The sequence below is a fragment of the Bradyrhizobium sp. HKCCYLRH3059 genome (genome assembly GCF_051168035.1).
GTDB lineage: Bacteria > Pseudomonadota > Alphaproteobacteria > Rhizobiales > Xanthobacteraceae > Bradyrhizobium.
In genome coordinates this window covers 1,362,594-1,381,645 of sequence record NZ_JBNPUF010000001.1, presented here as the reverse complement: position 1 = coordinate 1,381,645, position 19,052 = coordinate 1,362,594, and the positions used below count along the sequence as shown (strand labels likewise).

The following is a 19,052-nucleotide window of genomic DNA, read 5'->3' as shown; positions in this document are numbered from 1 at the left end:
GTAGATTTACCGCGGTACCGCGTAAAGGGTGCCGTGTGAGTGATGACCGATGCGTGCTTGCGGGGCAGAAGGCTCGCGACATGGCCCGTTCGCGACGAGCCTAGTCCGTCTCGAACTGCGACAGCGCCGTGAGCGCGCGGCGATAATTGTCGCCCCCGAGCCGGCGTGCCACCCGCTTCTCGTGCGCGGCGACCAGTGCATTGGCCTTCTTGAGCATCAGGCGGCCACGCGGCGTCAGGCCGAGCGCATGGGCCCTGCGGTCGTGCTCGGAGCGCTCGCGCACGATCAGGCCGGCCTGCTGCAGGTCGTCGAGCAGCGCGACCATGCGCGCGCGCTCGATGCCCAGCGCGCCGGCGATCGCGATCTGCGCGGCGCCGGGATTGGCCGCGATCGTCTCCAGGATCGAATAGAGGATGACGTCGAGGTCGATCGTCGCGAGCGCGGCGTTGACGTCGCGGAAAATCCAGTGCTGCAGGCGGCGGACGAAATAGCCGAGATGGTTCTCGAGCTCACCGAGACCGATCCCGGAATCCTGGCTGGTTGCGTCTCGCTGCGCTCCGGTGCTCGCGCTCTTCGGCATGCTGGCTCGCTGACATGAGGCATCCCTGCCTAGACCGATGCCGTCGCAGGGGCAAGCCGCTCCAATCGGTCACATCCACAATAATTGCAAAGTACAACCATTCTGTTAGTCTCGCGGTCAACGAATACAACATGGGAGGGAAACGCATGCCGTCATCGATGGCGACGGTTGCCTGCACTGCAACCGCAATGCGGCAGCGCATTGCACCCGATCGCGGCGCCCGCCGCGCTGCGTGTTCCTCCCGCACTGCAGCTTCAGCGATCACCTCCCGCATCCCGGAGACACGCCATGGCTGATGCAGAACGCCGCGCCTCCGAGCCTGCGATGTTCGCCAAGCCGTCGATCGAGGCTGTCAGGCGCAACGACGGCGCGATCATCCTGCGCTCGCGCATGCCGCTGCAGCCGGCCGCGCGCTGCACCGGCGAATGGCTGGAGCATTGGGGCCGCCATTTCCCGGATCGCACGTTCCTGGCCGAACGTCGTGGCGACAACTGGACCTGGCTCACCTACGGCGAAACATTGATGCAGGTCCGCGCCGCCGCGGCCTGGATGCTCGCGCAGGGCCTCGGTCCCGAGCGTCCGCTGGCGATCCTCTCCGACAACAGCATCGCCCATGCCGTGCTGGCGCTCGCCGCGCAGCACGTCGGCATCCCCGTCTGCGCGATCTCCCCGGCCTATTCGCTGATGTCGACGGACCACGAGAAGCTGCGTGCGATGATCCGTCTGCTCGATCCCGGCGCCATCTTCGTCGCCCAGCGCGAGCCGTTCGCGCGCGCGCTCGCCGCCGTCGACGGCCTGCATCGGGCGACGGTCATCGCCGGCGACGGCGATGCAACGAGCGCGCTGTCGCTGCAGGCCCTGCTCGCGACAAAGCCCGGGCCGGAGGTCGACCGCGCCTTCGCCGCGGTCACGCCGGACACGGTGGCCAAGCTGCTGTTCACCTCCGGCTCGACCGGGCAGCCGAAAGCGGTGATCAACACGCACCGGATGCTGACCATGAGCCAGCAGGCCAAGGCGCAGTTGTGGACGTTCCTGCGCGAGGTCGAGGGCGGCCCCGTCATCGTCGACTGGCTGCCATGGAGTCACACCTTCGGCGCCAACCACAATTTCAACCTGGTGCTGAGCCACGGCGGATCGATCTACATCGACGGCGGCAAGCCTGCGCCGGGCCTGTTCGAGACGTCGCTCGCCAATCTGCGCAGCCTGGTGCCGACGATCTATTTCAACGTGCCGCGCGGCTTCGACATGCTGGTCGCGGCACTCAGGTCCGACGACGATCTGCGCCGCAGATTTTTCTCCGGCGTCAGGTGCATCCTCTATGCGGCCGCGGCCTTGCCGCAAAATCTGTGGGATGCGCTCAACGAGATGAGCCGGGCCACGATCGGCCGCCCTGCACCGCTGGTGTCGGCGTGGGGCGCCACCGAGACATCGCCGCTCGCGACCGACTGCCACTTCTTCGCCGAGCGCGCCGGCAACATCGGCGTGCCCATCCCCGGCACAGAGCTCAAGCTGGTGCCGACCGGCGAGAAGCTCGAGGTCCGCGTGCGCGGGCCGAACGTGATGCCGGGCTATTGGAAGGCGCCCGAGCTCACGGCCGCGGCTTTCGACGAGGAGGGCTTCTACAAGATCGGCGACGCCGTGAAGCTTGCAGATCCCGAGCATCCGGAGCGCGGCCTGTTCTTCGACGGCCGCATCACCGAGGATTTCAAGCTCAGCTCCGGGACATGGGTGAACGTCGGCGCGCTGCGCGTCGCCGGCATCGCGGCGCTGGCGCCGTTGGCGCAGGACATCGTGATCGCCGGCCACGGCACCGACGAGGTGCACTTTCTCATCGTGCCCAACATCGCAGCGTGCCGCGGCGCTGCCGGGATGACCGAGGCCGTCCCGGCCGGCGACGTTCTGGCGCATCCGTCGGTGCGCACCGCCATCGCGCGAGGATTGGCCAGGCTTCGCACCGAGGCGGTCGGCTCGTCGCGCTATGCGACCCGTGCGCTGTTGATGGCGGAGCCGCCCTTGCTCGATGCCGGCGAGATCACTGACAAGGGCTATATCAACCAGCGCGCAGTGCTCACCCGCCGCGCCGATCTGGTCGCACGACTGAAGGATGAAACCGCGACCGAGCTGATCAGGCCCGACATGTCCTGACCCAGAACTACGCAACTACTCAACTCACTCACAAGACGGCGCCCGTACTACTACGGGAACGCCTCGCGAGTGCGGCAATTGGTTACCATCCACACTTAACCGGGCATCAACTGCGAATCCTTAAAATCACTCGCATCTAGCTCCCTCATTTGCCCGGACCGCCCCATGGCTCAGCCGCGTTTCTCTCTCGCCTTCCGCATCTACGCGATCATCGGCCTGTCGTTCTGTGGACTGGTGGGGCTCGCCGCAACGCAGAGCCAGAACCTCGAGACCGCTCTCAAGGATCAGCGGCAGAGCGAGCTGAGCCATCTGGCGCAGACGGCAGTCAGCATCGCCCGCGAGGAATATGATGCGATCGCGCGCGACAAGGTGGCGCCCGAGGTCGCGCAGAAGAAGGCGGCCGAGCGGATCGGCAAGCTGCGCTACGGCAGCGGTGACTACTTCTGGATCAACGACATGGGTCCGAAGATGGTCATGCATCCGATCAAGCCGGAGCTGAATGGTCAGAACCTCGCTGACAACAAGGACCCGACCGGAAAGCGGCTGTTCGTCGAAATGGTCGACGTCGTCAAGCGCCAGGGCGCCGGCGTCGTCGACTACATGTGGCCGAAGCCCGGCAAGGATGCGCCACAGCCGAAGATGTCCTATGTCGCCGGCTTCGAGCCCTGGGGCTGGATCATCGGCACCGGCGTCTATGTCGACGATCTCGAAGCCCAGATGTGGGAGAGCAAGCGCAGCGTGTTCATTGCCGCCATGCTGGTGATGCTGATCATCGGATCGATCACGCTGATCATCGCGCGGCGGATGTCGTCGGCGCTGGCCGCGATGAGCGGCGCGCTGACCGAGCTCGGCAATGGAAACTTCGACATCAAACTGCCGGGCCAGAACCGCAGCGACGAGCTCGGCGACATGGCGCGCTCGATCGAGCAGTTCAGGCAGAAGACCGAGGAGAAGGCGCGGCAGACCGCGATGCTCGAAGACGAGCAGCGGCAGGTCGCAGAGCGCATCAAGACCAAGGCGCTGCAGGAGATGGCCGAAGCCGTCGAGCAGGCCGCCAGCAGCGCGGTCGGCGAGGTCGCGCAGGGAACCGGCCACATGGCCGACAATGCCAAGTCGATGACCGACAGTGCGCTGACGCTGGAGCGCAACTCGAGCAGCGTTGCGGCGGCGGCCGAGCAGGCCCTCGCCACCACCCAGACGGTCGCCAAGGCGTCGGCCCAGCTCGCCGCCTCGATCTCGCAGATCTCCAGCCAGGTCAGCTCGTCGCGCGAGCTCACGCGCAAGGCCGTTGCCGCCTCGTCCGACGCCCAGGCCACCATCGCGAAGCTGTCGGAAGCCGCCGACAAGGTCGGCGCCGTGACCAGCCTGATCAGCGAGATTGCCGGCCAGACCAACCTGCTGGCGCTGAACGCCACCATCGAGGCCGCCCGGGCCGGCGATGCAGGCCGCGGCTTTGCGGTCGTCGCCTCCGAGGTGAAATCGCTCGCCGAGCAGACCGCCAAGGCGACCAGCGAGATCGCGCAGCAGATTGCCGAGATTCAGGACTCGACCCGCGCCTCGGTCACCTCGATCGGGGCGATCGGCGAAGTCATCCGCAACGTCGAAGCCGTATCTTCCGGCATTGCCGATGCGATCCAGGCGCAGAACAGCGTGACCATCGAGATTTCGCGCACGGTCGAGGAGACGTCCGCCGCCGCGCGCGAGGTCGCCAGCCAGATCGCCGAGGTCTCTCGCGAAGCCAGCGAGGCCGGCCGGCGCTCGACCGACATCCGCGACGGCTCGACTGTTGTCGCCGACAAGGTGCAGCGGCTGCGCACCGAACTGGTGCGGGTGATCCGGACGTCGACTGCCGACGTCGATCGCCGGCTGTCGACGCGGCTCAACATCAACCGCCCGGGCACGCTGCAGGTGAACGGCGAAGCGATCCCTGTCACCGTGCGCAACCTCTCGCTCGGCGGCGCCCTGCTCGAAGCCGTTCCGGTTCGTCTGACGATGAACACGTCGGTGACGCTTGCCATCACCGGCATGGTGTCCGCTCTGCCGGGGACCGTGACCCGCGTCGGCGACCGCACCGCGTTGGTCCAGTTCGCACTGACCCCGGAGCAATCGGCGCGGCTGACGGCGCTGGTCTCGGACCGTCAGGCGGCGTAGCGCGCCGATCTCCGCCTCAACGGAAATGGCAGGCGACGAGATGCCCCTCGGCGCTTGCCTTCAATGGCGGCACTTCCTTGCTGCAGACGTCCTTGGCGATCGGGCAGCGGGTATGAAAGTGACAGCCCGATGGTGGATTGATCGGGCTCGGCACCTCGCCCTTGAGCCGCACGCGCTTGCGCTTGACACTCGGATCCGGGATCGGCACCGCCGACAGCAGCGCCTCGGTGTAGGGATGTTTCGGTGTCGAATAGAGCTGGCGTGACGGCGCGGTCTCGACGATGCGGCCAAGATACATCACCGCGACGCGGCGGCTGATGTGCTCGACGACCGAGAGGTCGTGGGCGACGAACAGATAGGCGATGCCGAACTTCTGCTGCAGATCCTCGAGCAGGTTGATGACCTGGGCCTGGATCGACACATCGAGCGCCGACACCGGCTCGTCGCAGATGATCAGCTTGGGCTCGACCGCGATCGCCCGCGCGATGCCGATGCGCTGGCGCTGGCCGCCCGAGAACTCGTGCGGATAGCGCGTCATGTGGTCGGCCTGCAGGCCGACGGTCTCCAGGAGATGAACGATGCGCGCCTCGTATTGCTGGCGTGAGGTCGCCAGCCCATGGATGGTCAGCGCCTCGCCGATGATGGCGCCGATGGTCATGCGCGGGTTGAGCGAGGCATAGGGGTCCTGGAAGATGATCTGGATGTCGCGGCGAAGCGCGCGCAGGCTTTCGCCGGACAGCGCGATGACGTCCTTGCCCTCGAAATTCAGTTCGCCCGAGCTCGGCTCGATCAGCCGGAGGACGCAGCGCCCGGTGGTCGATTTGCCGCAGCCGGACTCGCCGACGAGGCCGAAGGTCTCGCTCGGCTCGATGTCGAAGTTGACGCCGTCCACGGCCCGCACGCTGCCGATCTGGCGCTTCAAGAGCCCGCCCCGGATCGGGAACGCCTTGGTCAGGTTGCGTACGCTGAGCAGCGGCGCGGGTACGACGGGGGTGGCAATGGCAGCTTCGGTCATCACAGCAACGTCTCTTCGGCGCGGATGCACGCCACCTTGTGGCCGGGCTCGATCTCGCGCAGCAGAGGCTGCGCGGTCCTGCAATCGGGAATGGCGAAGCGGCAGCGAGAGGCGAAGCGGCAGCCCTCCGGCGGATTGACCAGCTTCGGCACGCTGCCGGGGATGCTTTCCAGCCGGCTCTTCCTGACCGCGTCGAGATCGATCCGCGGGATCGAGCGGATCAGGCCCTGCGTATAGGGATGGCGCGGATTGGCAAACAGCCGCTCGACCGGCGCCTCCTCCGCGACCCGCCCGGCATACATCACCACGACACGCTGCGCGACCTCGGCCACGACGCCCATCGCGTGGGTGATCAGCATGATCGACATGCCGAGCCGCTCCTTCATGTCGAGCAGCAGATCGAGGATCTGCGCCTGGATCGTGACGTCGAGCGCCGTCGTCGGCTCGTCGGCGATCAGGAGCTTGGGATTGCATGACAGCGCCATCGCGATCATCACGCGCTGGCGCATGCCGCCGGAGAAATGATGCGGATAGTCGTGCACGCGGGCTTTCGGATTGGGGATCTGCACCAGCGCCAGCATCTCGGCCGCCCGATCCATCGCCGCCTTGTTGGACAGGCCCTGATGCAGCCGGATCACCTCGGCGATCTGATCGCCGACGGTGTAGACCGGGTTGAGCGAGGTCATCGGCTCCTGGAACACGATCGCGATCTCGCTGGCGCGGATCTTGTTCATCTCGGACGAGCCGAGCGGCACCAGGTCGCGGCCCTGCCACAGGATCTGGCCGCCGGCGATGCGGCCGGGCGGCATCGCGATCAGCTTCAGCACCGACATCGCGGTGACGGTCTTGCCGGAGCCGGACTCGCCGACCACGCACAGGGTCTCGCCGCTGCCGATCGAGATGTCGACGCCGTCGACGGCCTGGACCTCGCCCTCGTCGGTGTTGAAATAGGTCTTCAGCCCCTTGATCTCGAGCAGCGGAGCTACGCGCGCGTCCATCACATCACCTTCCGCGGATCGAGCGCATCGCGCAGGCCATCGCCGATGAAGTTGATCGCGATGACCGTGAGGAAGATCGCGCCGCCGGCGAACAGCGCCCAATGCGGCGCGATGTCGAGATAGTCCTTGGCGTCGAACAGCAGCCGGCCCCAGGTCGGAATGTCCGGCGGGAAGCCGAGACCGAGGAACGACAACGTCGATTCCGCGATGATCGCGGCCGCGACGTCGATGGTGCCGGCGACGATCACCGGCCCCAGCGCGTTCGGCAGGATGTGGCGAACGACGAGACGGGTGTTGGAGGCGCCGAGCGCGCGCGCCGCCTCGACGAATTCCTTCTCGCGCAGCGACAGGAACTGGGCGCGGACCAGACGCGCCACATGCATCCAGCGAAAGCCGCCGATCACGAGCACGATGAGCACGAACACGCCGCCTTCCGGGCCGAGCCAGCCCTTGAGGAAATCGCGGAACAAATAGATGATCAGGAGCAGCAGCGGCAGTTGCGGCAGCGACAGAAACAGATCGGTCAGCCACATCAGCGCGGCATCCACCGGTCCCTTGGCCGAGCCGGCGATCGCACCGACGAGAATGCCGACGAACAGCGCCACGCCCATCGCGGCAAAGCCGACCGCAAGCGAGATGCGGCCGCCATAGATCATGCGCGCCAGCAGATCCTGGCCGAGATCGTCCGTGCCGAACGGGTGCTCCCAGGACGGCGGCGCGAGGCGTGCCGTGAAGTCGATCTCGTTGATCGGAATCCGCCACAGCCACGGGCCGAGCAGGATCGAGAGCGCGAGCAGCAGCAGCACGACGATGCTGGCCGCCGCGAGGCGGTGACGGAGGAAGCGGCGGAGCGCGTCGCGGCCCGGCGAGAAACGCCGTTTGGGCGATGCGACGACCGGCACCGTCTCAACGGAAGGAGATGCGTGGGTCAAGCCAGCCATACAGAATGTCTGCGATGAGGTTGAAGAGGACGACGAGGCAGGCGAACACGAAGGTCACCGCCATGATGACCGGCGTATCGTTGGCGAGGATCGCGCTGATCAGGAGCGAGCCGATGCCGGGAATGCGGAAGATCTGCTCGGTGACGATGGCGCCGCCGAACACCGTCGGCATCTGCAGCGCGACCAGCGTCACCACCGGGATCAGCGCATTGCGCACGACGTGCTTGACGATCACCTTGCGCTCGTCGAGGCCCTTGGAACGCGCGGTCGTGACGTAGTCGAGCTTGATGACGTCGAGCACGGCGGAACGGACATAGCGCGTATAGGACGCCGCCTGGTAGAGGCCGAGCACCATGACCGGCATGATCGCCTGCTTGATGCTCTCCCACCACCATTGCCAGCCGGTCGCCTGCAGGTCGGCGCGATAGACGAACGGCAGCCAGCCGAGATTGACGCTGAAGATCAGGATCAGCAACAGGCCGGTGAAGAAGGTCGGCAGCGAGAAGCCGATGAAGGCGAAGGTGTTGGCGATCTGGTCGAAGATCGAATACGGCCGCCGCGCCGCGAGCACGCCCACCGGCAGCGCCACCGCCAGCGCCAGGATCTGCGCGGTGCCGACCACGTAGAGCGTGGTCGGTATCCGCTGCAGGATCAGCGTGTCGACGTTGACGCGGCTGGCGAAGGAGAAGCCCCAGTCGCCCTGGAACATGGCGACCAGCCAGTGGACATAGCGCAACAGCACGGGATCGTTCATCCCGAACTTGATGCGCAGCGCCTCGCGCACCTCGGGCGGCACGTTCGGGTTGCTCGCGAGCTCGCCGAATGGATCGCCCGGTGCCAGCGCGAGCAGCACGAACAGAATGAGACTGATGCCGAGCAGGCTCGGCACAGCGACGATGAGGCGCCTGAGAAGATAGTTTCCCATCGCTCCACCCCTACAATGTCTGGCTGGTCATGCTGGCCGCGCGTCAGCTCGCCCGATACCAGGTGGCGATGAACGCCAGATCGTTGTCCCAGCCGCTCTTGTACAGCACCATGCCGTTCTTCACGCCGATCGCATTGAGCCGGTTGATCTCCGGCAGGACGTAGTTGTCACGCACGACGAGATCGTTGAGCTTGATGAACAGCGCGGCGCGCTTGACCGGATCGAGCTCGCTCTGGGCCAGCATGTAGGTCTCGTCATACTCCTTGTTCTGCCAGCGGCAGATGTTGCGGCCCTGCCACTTGTTCTCCTTGGTCGCGGCCTCGGTGGACACGAACTGGTTCATGAAGAACTGCGGATCCGCCTGCGGCATCGTGGTCTGATACATCTGCATGTCGCAGTAGAAATGCGAGTAGGTGTCGGGGTTCGCGACGTCCGAGGAGAAGAACACCGACGCGACCACCGACTTCAGCTCGACCTCGATGCCGGCCTTCTGGAACGCCTGCTTGATGATCGCCTGGTTCTTCTGGCGCGGGCCGTTGATCGAGGTCTGGAACACGAATTTGAGCGGCTTGCCGTCCTTCTCGCGGATGCCGGAGGCGCCCTTCTTCCAGCCGGCGGCGTCGAGGATCTGGTTGGCCTTCTCGATCGAGAACTCGAAAGTATTGTTCTTGGAGCGGAAGCGCTCGGGGTTGTTGAGAAAGTTGGGCGTCGCGACGCCGGCGCGTCCATAGATGAATTTCTGCACCGACGCACGGTCGATCAGGAGATTGATCGCCTTGCGCACCTCGGGATCGGAGAACAGCGGGTGCTTGGTCTTCAGGCTGGCGCGCTCGCCGTCGACCTCGACATTGGGGTCGGTGACGTTGAGGCCGATATACTCGATGTTGCCGGTCAGCGTCAGCTCGGTCTTGCCCTGGCCGCCCGCCTCGAGCTTGGTCAGGATCTCGTCCTCGACCTGCAGATTGTAGGCGTAATCGTATTCACCGGTCTGCAGCACTGCGCGCGCAGCGGAGACCGCGTCGCCGCCGCCCTTGATCTCGACCGTGTCGAAATAGGGCTGCGTCGGCACGTGATAGTCCGGAAAGCGCTTGCCGGCGACGGTGTCGCCCGGCTTGAAGTCCACGAACATGTAGGGACCGGTACCGACCGGCTTCAGGTTCGCCGGCGCCTCGCGCGACTTCGCGCCGATATAATCCGCGAAGTGATGCTTGGGGATGATGCAGCCGAACGAGGCGACGAAGGCATCGGCCCAGAACGGCGTCGGCTGCGGAAAGATCAGCTTCACGGTCAGATCGTCGATCTTCTCGATCGACTTGACGTTCTTGTAGCTGCCGATCGAGACCGCCGAGGTCTCGGGGTTGTTGGCGTATTCCCAGTTGAAGACGACGTCGTCGGCGGTGAACGGCTTGCCGTCGTGCCATTTGACGCCCTTCTTCAGCTTCCAGGTCACCGACATGCCGTCGGCGGCAAGACCGCCATTCTCCTTGCTCGGAATCTCGGCCGCGAGAATCGGCACCAGATTGCCCTCCTTGTCCCATCCGGCCAGCGGTTCGTAGAACAGGCGGCTGGCCTCCTGGTCCTTGGTGCCGATGGCGAAATGCGGATTGAGCAGCGTCGGCGCCTGCCAGAGCAGCAGCTTGAGCGGACCGCCGCCACCGGCCTTGGTCGGCTTGTAGGGGATGGCATCAGCAGCGACCGCGGCACCTGAGTAGGAGAGCATCGCGCCAGCCATCGGCGCGGTCAGCCCCACGGCAATCATCCGCTGCACAAATTCGCGCCGTGACAGGCGTCCTGCTTTGACATCAGCGATCTGGCTACGGAGGTCACGCTCGTTCATCCATCGACTCCAAAGGTGGTGCTGAATGCCAAAAACGCGTCCCCGTCCTGGATCGATCGGGAACTGCATAAAATTGGATCAGCCTTCGAAGCGACTGTCAAAGCAGAATCCGGGCCAATTCCGCAATAAAGAACGGATCGATTGTCGCACTTCGCAGATGCGGAAAGATTGACTGCGAGTCACATCCCGGAAAATGGAACTACGTCGCTCGCGACGGTCGCCACACACCGGAATGTTCTGCTTCGGAATGAACGCTCTCGATGTGCGCTCAGCTCTCGCGACACCAGTTCGGCAACTGCCAGATGTCATTGTCCCATTCCGAGGAATGGCTCGACAAACCTTTGCGGATGCCGCTGACGCGCGGACCCGGCGACGCCATCGTTGATCATCAGCATCTCCATGTCGCAGTAGACGTGCGTGTAGGTGTCGGAATTGGCGACGTCGCTGGAGAAGAACGCCGAGCCACCACCGACTTCGGCTCGAGCTCGATGCCCGCCTTCTGGCAGGCCTACGTGACGATGACATGGTTCTTCGGCCGCGGGACGTTGGTGGAGATCTGGACCACGAGCTTGAGCGGCTTGCCGCCCTTCTCGCGAATGCCGCTCGCGCCCTTCTTCCAGCCGGCGTTCTCCAAAACCTCGATCGCCTCGTCGACGTTGAGCGCGAAGCACTACCGCCGGAAAATCAGGACACAGCCCCAGTGCCGCGGACACAGATGCAGCTCAGCGCTCCGGCTTCAGCTTGCGGAAGCGGACGCCCTTGCCATCGGGCAGCCGGGTCGCGACATAGCCTGCCGCCAGGCAGGCCTCGCGCTGCGGCATCTTCTCCTGCGGACTTCGCAGGCTGTCCCACCACGAGGCGCGCTGCGCGGCGCGCGGCAGGCCGTCGCCGATCAGCTCCTCGATCTCGTCGAGGCTGAGCACCAGCTCGGGGCGGGTCTGCCGCTTGAGATAGTCTCGAAGCGCATCATAGTCCGGCAAGTCTCGACTCCATCGTACCAGCGCGTGTGCGGCCGCCTTGACGACAGGCGCGGCGAACGCAACGACTCGTTAACCTAACATGCGTTACTTCGGCTTTATCCGTCAGTCTACGGACGGGACTCCACGGGGGACGGGACGATCCGATGCGCTGGACACGCCGAACGGGCCGGGCGACGCAGCCTTGGCGGCTCTCGGCGCGCACGCTGATCACCTGCTCCATCTCGACCATCATCGGTTTCTCCGCCATCTGCGCCAGCGTCATGATCGACCTGCGCCGGAGCGAGGAAGTCCGCGCCCGGCAAGCGCTGGAGAACATGGCCGCCAGCATCGGCGCCGACATCAGCCGCACCGTCGAGCTCTACGATCTCTCGCTGCGGGCGGTGGCCAGCAACATGTTGCTGCCCGAAATCCACGAGGTCAGCAAGCACGTCCGCCAATTGATCCTGTTCGACCGTTCGTCCACCGCGAAGAATTTCGGCACCATCCAAGTCTTTGATGCCCGCGGGCGGCTGTCGCTCGAGTCGTCGACGCTCGACCCGCTGCCGGAGGACCGCAGCGACGCCGATTTCTTCCAGGTGCATCGCGACCGGCCCGACACCGGGCTCTATGTCGGGCGGCCCGCTCAGCATCATGGCCAATATTCCATCGTTCTCAGCCGCCGCATCTCGACGCCGGACGGACGCTTCGCCGGCGTCGTCGCCGGCTCGATCCGCCTCGGCTATTTCCGCGACCTGTTCGCAAGGCTCACGCTCGGGGCAGGCGACAACATCACCGTGCTCCGGCGCGACGGCACCGTCATCGTCAGCGCGCCGTTCGATTCCGGCGCGATCGGGCGCAACCTGGCGCGGGCGCCGGCCGTGACCCGCGCGCTCACCGAGCCGGCCGGCTGGTCGAGCAGCTATGGCGCGCTGGACGATCTGCCGCGGCTGCTGGTCTGGCGCAACGCCAATGAGCCGCTGGTCGTGATCGCCAGCAAGTCGTGGGACAGCGTCTATGCATACTGGCGCAACGAGGCTGCAGAGATCGGGGCGATGATGCTGGCGCTGATCGTGTTCGTCCTGGCCGCGACACAGGTCGCCGCGCGCGAGATCCAGCTCCGGGCGAAGGTCGAATCCAGACTGGAGCAGCTCGCGACCACGGATCCGCTGACGGGCCTGAAGAATCGGCGCAAGTTCGACGAGACCATCGAACTCGAATGGCGGCGGGCGCAGCGCACCGGCGCGCCGCTGGGGCTGCTGATGATCGATGCCGATCACTTCAAGAGCTACAACGACACCCATGGGCACCAGGCCGGCGATCAGGTGCTGGTCGGCATCGCCGTGTGCATCTCCGATTCGGTGCGGCGCGCCGGCGACTGCGCCGCGCGTTATGGCGGCGAGGAGTTCGCGGTGCTGCTGCCGGGGACCTCGGAAGCGGATGCGCTGCGCGTCGCGGAGACGATCCGCAGCAAGGTCAAGCTGTGGGCGGGAGAAGCGTGCACCACCTCGATCAGCATCGGCGCCGCCAGCGTCACGCCGTCGCGCGACACGGACTGGACCGGCCTGCTCAATGCCGCCGACCGCGCCCTGTACATGGCCAAGGCCGCGGGCCGTAACCGCTGCGCCAGCGCAGCGGTGCGTCATCCGTCACCCGCGGCCTCGCTGGCGGCGTGATGCCGCCAACCGCCTCGAAGGCGCGGCATTTCGCGCCGGCTTGGCCTCAGCCCCTGCCTTCGAGATAGCGCTTCATGTCCGCGCGCAGGCCATCGCGCAGGTCGGCTCGCGCCATGGCGAAGGCGATGTTGGCCCTCAGGAAGCCGGACTTCGAGCCGCAATCATGCCGCTCGCCGTCGAAGTCCACGCCGTAGAATTTCTGCGTCTTCGACAGGCCGATCATCGCGTCGGTGAGCTGGATCTCGCCGCCGGCGCCGCGCTCCTGCGTCGCGAGGATCTGGAAGATCTCCGGCTGCAGGATGTAGCGCCCGGTGATCGAGAAGTTCGACGGCGCGGTGCCCTTGGCCGGCTTCTCGACCATGCCGTCGACCTCGAACATCTTGCCGTCGCGCTTGCCGACGCCGCAGATGCCGTATTGATGGGTCTGGTCGGCTGGCACCTCCTGCACGGCGAGCACGTTGCTCTTTTCCGGCAGCTTGCTGGCGGCAGCAATCATCTGCGCCAGGCACCCCGGCGCGTTCAGCACCAGCTCGTCGGGCAGCACCACCGCGAACGGCTCGTCACCGACGATGTCGCGCGCGCACCACACGGCATGGCCGAGCCCGAGCGGCGCCTGCTGGCGGGTGAAGCTGACCGCGCCGGCCTCCGGCTGGTCGCGCGCGAGGATTTCCATCTCGGTCTTCTTGCCGCGCGCCGCGAGCGTCGCGTCGAGCTCGTACATGCGGTCGAAATGATCCTCGATCGCGGTCTTGTTTCGCCCGGTCACGAACACGAAATGCTCGATGCCCGCCTCCTTGGCTTCGTCGAAGACGTATTGGATGAGCGGCTTGTCGACGATCGTCAGCATTTCCTTCGGCATCGCCTTGGTGGCGGGCAGGACGCGGGTGCCGAGACCGGCGACCGGAAAAACGGCTTTGCGGATCTTCATGGGGATGACTAGACCTTGTGGCGATATGAATGCGAAATCGATCGCATTTTAGGTAGCTCGTTTGCAGCCGAGAACAAAGGCGGATGTTGGTCCAGTGTTCCGCTCGACACGGACCGAACGGCTAAATTTCGCTGCGGAAATCGTTAACCTTGTTAATCTCCCGTTAAGCAGGACCGGGCCTCGTGGAGGCCGATCTTCCATGCGATCTGGATCGAGACATGATGCGACGGAACGTGATGCTGACAGCTCTGAAGGCCGGTGCTGGCGCGGCGGTTCTGGTCACGGCGTTGACGGTGGTGTCTGGTTCCGCTGTCGCGCAATCCTCAGGCGGGCCGCTGAACTTTCTCGACGGCCTGTTCACGGGCACCCTGACGAAGGGCGACCCCGCCCCCAACCAGCCCCCTGCCGCCGGCGGGCCGCAGCCGTGGAGCGGCCAGGACGGCGCCTCCGGCCATCCGCTGATGACGGCGGCGGCGATCCGCGAAGCCGCCGGCAATTTCGACAATTGCGTCGCCGGCATGTGGCCAGATGCCGCACGGCGCAACATCACGCAGGACAATTTCCAGCGCTTTACCGCCGGCCTGTCGCCGGACCTGCGCATCATGGACCTGCTCGACGCGCAGCCCGAATTCACCAAATCGATCTGGGACTATCTCGACATCCTGGTGAACGACAACCGGCTGGCGAAGGGCCGCGAGGTGCTGGCGAAGTACAAGCCGCAGTTCGATGCGGCCGAGCGTGCCTATGGCGTCGACCGCTACATCGTCGCTTCGATCTGGGGCATCGAGTCCAACTACTCGACCCAGATCGGCGACCGCAGCGTGCTGCAGTCGACCGCGACGCTCGCCTGCATCGGCCGCCGCCAGGCCTATTTCAAGGATGAGTTCCTCTCCGCCCTGGAAATCCTCAATCGCGGCGATTTGCGCCCCGAGCAGCTGCGCGGCTCCTGGGCAGGCGCCTTCGGCCCGACCCAGTTCATGCCGACCGCGTTCAAGCGCTTCGCCGTCGATGCCGATGGTGACGGCCGCCGCGACGTCGTCGACAATCCGGCCGACCTGATCGCCTCGACCGCCAACAATCTGAAGAAGGACGGCTGGCAGAGCGGCCAGAGCTGGGGCTACGAGGTCGTGGTGCCCCAGGGCTTCAACTACATGCTCGCCGACCGCGCCAAGAGCATGAGCTTCGCCCAGTGGGAACAGCTCGGCCTGCGGCGGGCCAACGGTCAGCCGTTCCCGACTGGCGCCGAAAAGGCCTATCTGCTGGCGCCGGCCGGCGCCCAGGGCCCCGGCTTCCTGATGCTGCAGAACTTCCGCGTCATCATGAAATACAACCCTGCGGAAGCCTATGCGCTGGCGATCGGACACTTCGCCGACCGCCTCCGCGGCGCACCGCCGTTCGTTCAGGCCTGGCCGCGCGAGGAGCGAACGCTGTCGCGCGGCGAGCGGCTCGAGCTGCAGCAATTGCTCGCCGAGCGCGGATTTTACCGCGGAACGCCGGACGGCCAGTTCGGTGGCCAGACGCGCGAGGCGCTGCGGAACTTCCAGGCCTCGATCGGGGCGCCGGCGGACGGATTTGCCACCTCGGATGTGCTCGAACGGCTGCGGACGCGCTGATCGCAGCCCAATCTGCCCTGCCGGTAACCTTCTGGGGCGATTACCGGCGCCGTCAACACCATCCGGTGAATGCCCGTTTGCGGCCTGATTCGCGTCCTATTATATGAATCGTCACGATCACGCCGCGCGACGGGTGCGCATGTCAAAGCTGAAGTCCATCCTCAAGCTGTTGAACGAGCCCGGCCCGCTGGTCGTGCTGGCGGTCGTCATCGCCATGCTCGTCGGCATCGCCGGTCCCGCCTCGGCCCAGTTCTTCAACTTCAACCCGTTCGCTTCGCCCCGCCCGGCACCGCGCGGCGGTGGAGGTGGCGGAGGTTGGTTCGGCGGCGAATTCTTCGCTCCGTTCCCGCAGCAACAGCCGAAGAGGGTGATCCAGGACTATTCCAAGGCGCCGCCGCCGGAGAAGCGTGACGGCGCGCCGGACCGCTACGTGCTGGTGCTCGGCGACGCCATGGCCGACTGGCTCGCCTATGGCCTGGAAGAGGCCTATGCCGAGCAGCCCGACATGGGCGTCACCCGCAGGATCAGGACCACGTCGGGCCTCATCAAGTACCAGCCCAGGGGCGAGCCGGCCGACTGGGCCGCCGCCGCCAAGGGCATCCTGGCGACCGAACGCGCCGACGCCATCGTCATCATGCTCGGCCTCAACGACCGCATCTCGCTGCGCGAGCCCGCGATCGAGAAGACCGACGACAAGAAGGGCGACAAGGCCAAGAAGGATGCCAAGGCCAAGCCTGGTGAGACAAAGCCTGGTGAGACAAAGCCCGGTGAGGCCAAGCCGGGCGAAGCCAAGCCGGATGGCAAGGCCGACACGGCGGCCAAGCCCGACGACAAGGCTGCCGATACCGATCTGCCGCAGGACGAGGCCGACAACGACACGCCCGCGGTCGCGGCACCGGAGAAGGCCGCCCGCTCGCCGGGCGGCCTCTACGAGTTCCGGGACGAGCGCTGGGTCGAGCTGTATACGAAGAAGATCGACGAGATGATCGCGATCGCCAAGAGCAAGGGCGTGCCCGTGCTCTGGGTCGGCCTGCCCGCGGTTCGCGGTCCCAAGGGGACGGCGGACACGCTGTTCCTCGACTCGCTGTATCGCGATGCCGCCGGCAAGGCCGGCATCACCTATGTCGATGTCTGGGACGGCTTCGTCGACGAGGCCGGCCGCTTCCTGCAGAAGGGCCCGGACTTCGAGGGCCAGATCCGCCAGCTGCGCTCCTATGACGGCGTCTATTTCACCAAGCCGGGCGCGCGCAAGCTCGCCCATTATGCCGAGCGTGAGATCAACCGGCTGCTCGCGGCGCGTTCCGCGCCGCTCGAGCTGCCGAATGAGCCGGCCACGCCGGACGCCAATGCCGTACCGGGCCAGCCGGCGCCGCGGCCGGTCGCCGGCCCGATCCTGCCGCTGGTGGCGTCATCCGTCGGCACCGATCAGTTGCTGGGCGGCCCCGGCTCCCGACCTGCGGCGGTCGACGCGCTGGCGGCCCGAACCCTGGTCAAGGGCGAGGCGCTGAGCCCGCCGGCCGGCCGCGCCGACGATTTCGTCTGGCCTCGCCGCGAGGTCGGCCGCGAGCAGGCCAAGGAGCCGCCGAAGGAGCCGACCCGGCCCGAAGCGCCGATGGCCGCGACTTCGCCGGCGGAAGCGACGCCGGCAGCACCTGGGCCGGTGTCGCCGCCGCCGCGGCAAAGGCGGCTGACCACGCCGGGGGCGCCCACCCAGCAGCCGCCAGCCCAAACGCCGCAGCCGAATCAGGGCGTTCGTGAGTTTTTCGGCTTCGGCGCGCCTCAGCAGCAACAGCAGCCGGCGCGGCCGCCCGCCGCGCGCAATCCGAACGCGCCGCCGCGGCCGCCAGGATTGGTCGGCCGCTCGGCAGCATCGCTGGAGACCCAGGGCCGCTGATCGCGACCACATTTCGGCGCTGAGGGCGATCGACGCGGATCATTCCGGACCAAGGCGCCAATGACAAACCGGCCCGCATTCGAGAGCGAATGCGGGCCGATTGTCATCTGATCGTCAGCGGGTCTTGGCGGGCTCAGTAGCGCCAGCGCTGCGGCGGCTGCGGCCGGCTCGGCGAGCGCATCAACATCGCCAGCAGGAAGCCGATGCCGCCGGCGACCAGCAGCGCGCCCATCGGATTGTCCTGAACCCGCTTGGTCAGCGCCTGCGTGCCGTCACGCAGCGTCTCGGAGCCGTTGCCGAACGTATCCTTGGCGAAATCCATCGCCGCATCGCCAGCCTCGCGCGCCGCGTCCTTGGCCTGGCCATACATGTTCTGCACGACGCCCGAGGCCTCGCGTGCACGCCCCGACGCCTGCGTGCTCTTGTCGCCCAACATCTCGCCGACGCCGCCTTCGATCTTGCCTGCGACATCCTTGGCCGTACCGGTCAGCCGATCCTGATCCATTGCCGCTCTCCTTCTCTGCATTGTGCGGGATTGCTGGCCTGCTAACCGGCCAGCACGGCGCAGGTTCCGGATGACTACAAAATCAGGCCGCCGTCGACGACGAGGGTCTGGCCGATGATGTAGGACGACAGCGGCGAGGCCAGGAACAGCGCCGCACCGGCCATGTCCTGCGGCGTCCCCAGCCGCCGCAGCGGAATCCGCTGCAGCGCGCCCTCGAGGCGCTTCGGATTGGCGGTCGTCACCTTGGTCATCTTGGTGTCGACGAGCCCGGGCGCGATCCCGTTGACGCGAATGCCATCTTCCGCCCACGCCTCCGCCAGGGTTCGCGTCAATCCCATCGCGCCGGTCTTCGAGGCGTTGTAGGCCGGATTGCCCATGGTCGAATGATAGGCGGCGGTCGACGAGACGATGATGAGCGCGCCTCCGGCATCGCGCAGCAGGCCGTGAAATTTCGTCGCACAGGCCATCAGGCTGATGAGGTTGACCTCGACCACCTTGCGAAAGCCCTCCATGGCGAATTCGCCGCGCCGGTACAATACCGCGCCCTGCGCCAGCACCAGCACATCGAGCCGATCGAGCCGCGGCGCGAAGCTCTCGATCGCGCCGGGATCGCTCACATCGAGCTGATAGTAGTTCACCCCTGCGAGATCGGAGCCCTCACCTTCGGCATAATCGGCGGCGCTCGCCTGCGTGCCGCTGACGTCGACGCGCGCGCCCTGCGCGCGAAACGCCTGCGCGATGCCGTTGCCGATGCCGCTCGATCCGCCAATCACCAGCACCGAGCGTCCCGTGAAATCGAGCGCGTTCATCTCCCCACTCCTTCTCTTGTTGTTTGTCGGATGGTGTGGGGATCGGCGCAGGCCCTGTCAACGGCATCGCGGGCTGTGG

At 66.2% G+C, this 19,052-nt stretch carries 16 protein-coding genes; 5 read left to right on the top strand and 11 right to left on the bottom strand.

The window, feature by feature from the left end; genetic code table 11:
• Window positions 1-100: 100 nt before the first annotated feature.
• A complete protein-coding gene (locus tag ACQR13_RS06310; protein WP_315713889.1) occupies window positions 101-580 on the bottom strand; it encodes a MarR family winged helix-turn-helix transcriptional regulator in 480 nt (159 codons plus the stop codon).
• A gap of 288 nt (window positions 581-868) precedes the next feature.
• Here ACQR13_RS06310 and ACQR13_RS06305 point away from each other — a divergent pair, with 288 nt between their 5' ends.
• Both ACQR13_RS06305 and ACQR13_RS06300 read left to right on the top strand, forming a co-directional pair.
• Complete coding sequence (locus ACQR13_RS06305; RefSeq protein WP_434862670.1) at window positions 869-2,725, top strand: feruloyl-CoA synthase; 1,857 nt, start codon at window positions 869-871, stop codon at window positions 2,723-2,725.
• Between the two features lie 165 nt (window positions 2,726-2,890).
• The gene (locus ACQR13_RS06300) at window positions 2,891-4,876 is read left to right on the top strand and encodes a cache domain-containing protein (RefSeq protein WP_316204503.1); all 1,986 of its coding nucleotides are present in this window, start codon (window positions 2,891-2,893) and stop codon (window positions 4,874-4,876) included.
• Window positions 4,877-4,892: 16 nt separating this feature from the next.
• Here the strand turns inward: ACQR13_RS06300 and ACQR13_RS06295 are convergent, their stop codons facing one another.
• From ACQR13_RS06295 to ACQR13_RS06265, 7 genes are all read right to left on the bottom strand, one after another.
• Complete coding sequence (locus ACQR13_RS06295; protein ID WP_315713886.1) at window positions 4,893-5,891, bottom strand: ABC transporter ATP-binding protein; 999 nt, start codon at window positions 5,889-5,891, stop codon at window positions 4,893-4,895.
• Window positions 5,891-6,889 carry an ABC transporter ATP-binding protein gene (locus ACQR13_RS06290; protein WP_315826015.1) on the bottom strand — a complete coding sequence of 333 codons (999 nt, stop codon included), beginning with the start codon at window positions 6,887-6,889 and terminating at the stop codon, window positions 5,891-5,893. Before ACQR13_RS06290 ends, ACQR13_RS06295 begins: the two co-directional genes overlap by 1 nt.
• Window positions 6,889-7,830, bottom strand: a complete 942-nt coding sequence (locus tag ACQR13_RS06285; RefSeq protein WP_315826014.1) for an ABC transporter permease — start codon at window positions 7,828-7,830, stop codon at window positions 6,889-6,891. The genes ACQR13_RS06290 and ACQR13_RS06285 overlap by 1 nt, the downstream gene beginning before the upstream one ends.
• A complete protein-coding gene (locus tag ACQR13_RS06280; RefSeq protein ID WP_315713883.1) occupies window positions 7,796-8,755 on the bottom strand; it encodes an ABC transporter permease in 960 nt (319 codons plus the stop codon). Before ACQR13_RS06280 ends, ACQR13_RS06285 begins: the two co-directional genes overlap by 35 nt.
• Before the next feature lie 43 nt (window positions 8,756-8,798).
• Window positions 8,799-10,592, bottom strand: coding sequence for a peptide ABC transporter substrate-binding protein (locus ACQR13_RS06275; RefSeq protein WP_316172635.1), 1,794 nt, complete (start codon window positions 10,590-10,592; stop codon window positions 8,799-8,801).
• 508 nt (window positions 10,593-11,100) lie between these two features.
• Window positions 11,101-11,226: a hypothetical protein gene (locus tag ACQR13_RS06270; protein WP_410051199.1), complete on the bottom strand. Its 126-nt coding sequence runs from the start codon at window positions 11,224-11,226 to the stop codon at window positions 11,101-11,103.
• Between the two features lie 88 nt (window positions 11,227-11,314).
• Window positions 11,315-11,572, bottom strand: a complete 258-nt coding sequence (locus ACQR13_RS06265; protein ID WP_315713880.1) for a DUF7662 domain-containing protein — start codon at window positions 11,570-11,572, stop codon at window positions 11,315-11,317.
• Between the two features lie 143 nt (window positions 11,573-11,715).
• Here ACQR13_RS06265 and ACQR13_RS06260 point away from each other — a divergent pair, with 143 nt between their 5' ends.
• Window positions 11,716-13,224 (top strand): sensor domain-containing diguanylate cyclase, encoded by a 1,509-nt coding sequence (locus ACQR13_RS06260; protein ID WP_434862669.1) that lies wholly within the window; start codon window positions 11,716-11,718, stop codon window positions 13,222-13,224.
• Between the two features lie 46 nt (window positions 13,225-13,270).
• Here the strand turns inward: ACQR13_RS06260 and galU are convergent, their stop codons facing one another.
• Entirely contained in the window at window positions 13,271-14,152 is an 882-nt protein-coding gene (gene galU, locus ACQR13_RS06255) for a UTP--glucose-1-phosphate uridylyltransferase GalU (protein ID WP_316188045.1), read from the bottom strand.
• Window positions 14,153-14,370: 218 nt separating this feature from the next.
• On the opposite strand from galU, the gene ACQR13_RS06250 reads away from it, so the two are divergent.
• Together ACQR13_RS06250 and ACQR13_RS06245 are read left to right on the top strand one after the other, a co-directional pair.
• On the top strand, window positions 14,371-15,765 hold the full coding sequence (locus ACQR13_RS06250; protein WP_434862668.1) for a lytic murein transglycosylase: 1,395 nt from the start codon (window positions 14,371-14,373) through the stop codon (window positions 15,763-15,765).
• Between the two features lie 139 nt (window positions 15,766-15,904).
• Complete coding sequence (locus ACQR13_RS06245; protein WP_434862667.1) at window positions 15,905-17,659, top strand: DUF459 domain-containing protein; 1,755 nt, start codon at window positions 15,905-15,907, stop codon at window positions 17,657-17,659.
• Window positions 17,660-17,792: 133 nt separating this feature from the next.
• Here ACQR13_RS06245 and ACQR13_RS06240 read toward each other — a convergent pair whose 3' ends face one another.
• Window positions 17,793-18,164, bottom strand: a complete 372-nt coding sequence (locus tag ACQR13_RS06240) for a CsbD family protein (RefSeq protein ID WP_315713875.1) — start codon at window positions 18,162-18,164, stop codon at window positions 17,793-17,795.
• Window positions 18,165-18,238: 74 nt separating this feature from the next.
• Window positions 18,239-18,973: an SDR family NAD(P)-dependent oxidoreductase gene (locus tag ACQR13_RS06235; protein ID WP_434862666.1), complete on the bottom strand. Its 735-nt coding sequence runs from the start codon at window positions 18,971-18,973 to the stop codon at window positions 18,239-18,241.
• Window positions 18,974-19,052 lie beyond the last annotated feature (79 nt).

Coding starts and splice junctions, on each gene's coding strand:
- ACQR13_RS06280 (WP_315713883.1), bottom strand. CDS start 8,755: ATGGGAAACTATCTTCTCAGGCGCCTCATCGTCGCTGTGCCGAGCCTG.
- ACQR13_RS06235 (WP_434862666.1), bottom strand. CDS start 18,973: ATGAACGCGCTCGATTTCACGGGACGCTCGGTGCTGGTGATTGGCGGA.
- ACQR13_RS06300 (WP_316204503.1), top strand. CDS start 2,891: ATGGCTCAGCCGCGTTTCTCTCTCGCCTTCCGCATCTACGCGATCATC.
- ACQR13_RS06285 (WP_315826014.1), bottom strand. CDS start 7,830: ATGGCTGGCTTGACCCACGCATCTCCTTCCGTTGAGACGGTGCCGGTC.
- galU (WP_316188045.1), bottom strand. CDS start 14,152: ATGAAGATCCGCAAAGCCGTTTTTCCGGTCGCCGGTCTCGGCACCCGC.
- ACQR13_RS06240 (WP_315713875.1), bottom strand. CDS start 18,164: ATGGATCAGGATCGGCTGACCGGTACGGCCAAGGATGTCGCAGGCAAG.
- ACQR13_RS06250 (WP_434862668.1), top strand. CDS start 14,371: ATGATGCGACGGAACGTGATGCTGACAGCTCTGAAGGCCGGTGCTGGC.
- ACQR13_RS06245 (WP_434862667.1), top strand. CDS start 15,905: ATGTCAAAGCTGAAGTCCATCCTCAAGCTGTTGAACGAGCCCGGCCCG.
- ACQR13_RS06260 (WP_434862669.1), top strand. CDS start 11,716: ATGCGCTGGACACGCCGAACGGGCCGGGCGACGCAGCCTTGGCGGCTC.
- ACQR13_RS06295 (WP_315713886.1), bottom strand. CDS start 5,891: ATGACCGAAGCTGCCATTGCCACCCCCGTCGTACCCGCGCCGCTGCTC.
- ACQR13_RS06275 (WP_316172635.1), bottom strand. CDS start 10,592: ATGAACGAGCGTGACCTCCGTAGCCAGATCGCTGATGTCAAAGCAGGA.
- ACQR13_RS06290 (WP_315826015.1), bottom strand. CDS start 6,889: ATGGACGCGCGCGTAGCTCCGCTGCTCGAGATCAAGGGGCTGAAGACC.
- ACQR13_RS06310 (WP_315713889.1), bottom strand. CDS start 580: ATGCCGAAGAGCGCGAGCACCGGAGCGCAGCGAGACGCAACCAGCCAG.
- ACQR13_RS06305 (WP_434862670.1), top strand. CDS start 869: ATGGCTGATGCAGAACGCCGCGCCTCCGAGCCTGCGATGTTCGCCAAG.